Raw genomic sequence first — 654 nt, forward strand, 5'->3', positions numbered from 1 at the left:
GCGTCCGCGAGGCGGGCGCCGCCGCGGGCCTCGGCGTGCGGGTGCACGGCAACCAGCTCGGCGAGGGCGGCGGCGTGCAGCTCGCGGTCGAGCTCGGTGCGGCATCCGTCGACCACTGCACCTACCTGAGCGATGCGGATGTCGCGGCGCTCGCGGCATCCGACACCGTCGCGACCCTCCTGCCGGGCGTCGAGTTCTCGACCCGCCAGCCCTACCCCGACGCGCGCCGACTCATCGACGCCGGCGTCACCGTCGCGCTCGCGAGCGACTGCAACCCCGGGTCGAGCTTCACGAGCTCCCTACCGTTCTGCATCGCCGTCGCCGTGCGCGACATGGGCATGACGCCGGCCGAGGCGCTCTGGGCGTCCACTGCCGGAGGTGCCGCGGCACTGCGGCGCACGGATGTCGGGGCGATACGTCCGGGCATGCGGGCCGACCTGACGCTGCTCGACGCGCCCAGCCATGTGCACCTCGCCTACCGGCCGGGCGTGCCCCTCGTGGCGCGGGTGTGGAAGGACGGCGCGTGTCGAAGCTGAACTCGTCGCGCGCCCCGAGATCGAGGCCGGCGCCGATGAAGTCGCCGTGGGCGGCGCGCACTGACTTCCGCTCCGTCGACGAATCGATCGGCGAGATGCACCCAGGCGCGTCGGTGTA

Annotated in this window: 1 protein-coding gene; it reads left to right on the forward strand. The window is 73.7% G+C overall.

Annotation, left to right across the window (positions count from 1 at the left end):
- Positions 1-536: amidohydrolase family protein (locus GH736_RS23930; RefSeq protein ID WP_159607594.1), on the forward strand; the 536-nt coding region annotated here is incomplete at its 5' end.
- Between the last annotated feature and the right edge of the window lie 118 nt (positions 537-654).

This window comes from Agromyces humi (assembly GCF_009720255.1).
Lineage (GTDB): Bacteria > Actinomycetota > Actinomycetes > Actinomycetales > Microbacteriaceae > Agromyces > Agromyces humi.